This window comes from Burkholderia sp. BCC1977 (assembly GCF_905339595.1).
GTDB lineage: Bacteria > Pseudomonadota > Gammaproteobacteria > Burkholderiales > Burkholderiaceae > Burkholderia.
Genome location: NZ_CAJPGQ010000137.1, coordinates 1 through 1273, shown reverse-complemented (window position 1 = coordinate 1273; position 1273 = coordinate 1). Strand labels below are relative to the sequence as shown.

2 protein-coding genes and 1 pseudogene are annotated in these 1273 nt (G+C 57.8%); 2 read left to right on the top strand and 1 reads right to left on the bottom strand.

All coding sequences use genetic code 11. The features are described 5' to 3' along the window. Window positions 1-335: pseudogene (locus U5771_RS35090) on the top strand (hypothetical protein); the annotation flags it as partial. A 243-nt stretch (window positions 336-578) separates the two neighbouring features. Continuing rightward, entirely contained in the window at window positions 579-1034 is a 456-nt protein-coding gene (locus U5771_RS35085) for a hypothetical protein (RefSeq protein ID WP_322028169.1), read from the top strand. Here U5771_RS35085 and U5771_RS35080 read toward each other — a convergent pair. Then, window positions 962-1273 (bottom strand): integrase core domain-containing protein (locus U5771_RS35080; protein WP_322028168.1); only part of this gene is annotated, 312 nt, incomplete at its 5' end. The genes U5771_RS35085 and U5771_RS35080 overlap by 73 nt on opposite strands.

Genomic DNA, 1273 nt, shown 5'->3' with positions numbered 1-1273 from the left:
GAGAGTGGGCGCGTTCGATGGTGGGCATTTTGACGCCCGGCTATAACACATGGTATGTGATGACGGGCTACCGGATCGGCAAGTTCACGCCTTATGTGCTGTATTCGACCGAGCACTCGTTGACCTGCCCGAATCTAGGTACCTCCAACAATGGCCAGACGGAGTACTCGGCCGGTGTCCGGTGGGCCGTGTACAAGAACATGGATCTCAAGCTGCAGTACGACCGAGTGACGACGCCAAACAACTCGACCGGGTTCTTCGCGAATCTGCAGCCAGGCTTTGTGCCGGGAAGCGGTACGAACGTTGTGACAGCCGTCTTCGACTTCATCTTCTGACGAGGAGGCGACGATGAGCAATCGAATTCGACATGTCTGTATGGCAGCGCTTAGTTTGACCGTGGCTTTAGTGGCAGGAGATGCGCTTGCCGAGGTGGCTGTCGTCGTTGGGACAACCAGTCCGGTTCCCGCGCTCGCCACCGATGAGGCAGCCGACCTTTTCATGGTGCGTACGACCAAGTTACCCTCAGGCGGCACGGCAAGGGTGTCCTGCAAGGCCAAGCACACGACATTGAAGAGGCATTGAACAGCGCGGTTGGGGATGCCGACAAAACGGGCCTCGGAGCAGTGGGTGCGCGCGCCAATGCGTTTCGCGACCAGTTGAAAGGGTTTGCGGCGATTGAAGGCAATGCTGGCGCCGCCAATCGTCTTGGCAGCGAATTCGAATCTTATTTTGGCTCCGCGAATGACGCCGCGCGCCTGCTGATGGGGCTCGACAAAGGTGACGCACAATCGGCGGTCAAGAAGATGCGCGAATCAAGCGACACCGTAAAACATGATCTCGACGCGACACACAAGGCCGCGCAAAGTCAATTTGCCTTAGCAGTGGCGGCGACAGAGGACGGCATTCGCTTTATCCTGGGCGAAAGCATTGGCCTTGACCTGCCTGATTTCTTCGGGCCATTTCAATCTTGGAGAACGGCCTCGGTTGCTTCAGTTGAACAATACCGCTGCTTGAACTCGTCGGGCGTCAGGTAGGCCAGACTCGAATGTGGTCGGATGGCATTGTAGTGGCGCCGCCACTGCTCGATCACAACCTTCGCTTCCGTGCGCGTTCGAAACCATTCAAGGCTCAAGCATTCATCTCGGAACTTGCCGTTGAAGCTCTCGTCCGCGCCGTTCTGCCAGGGCTTGCCGGGATCGCTGAGTGCCATGTCCATGCCGTTCTGTGCAGCCCACTTGAGGATGGCCCGCGATACGAACTCTGGGCCGTAGTA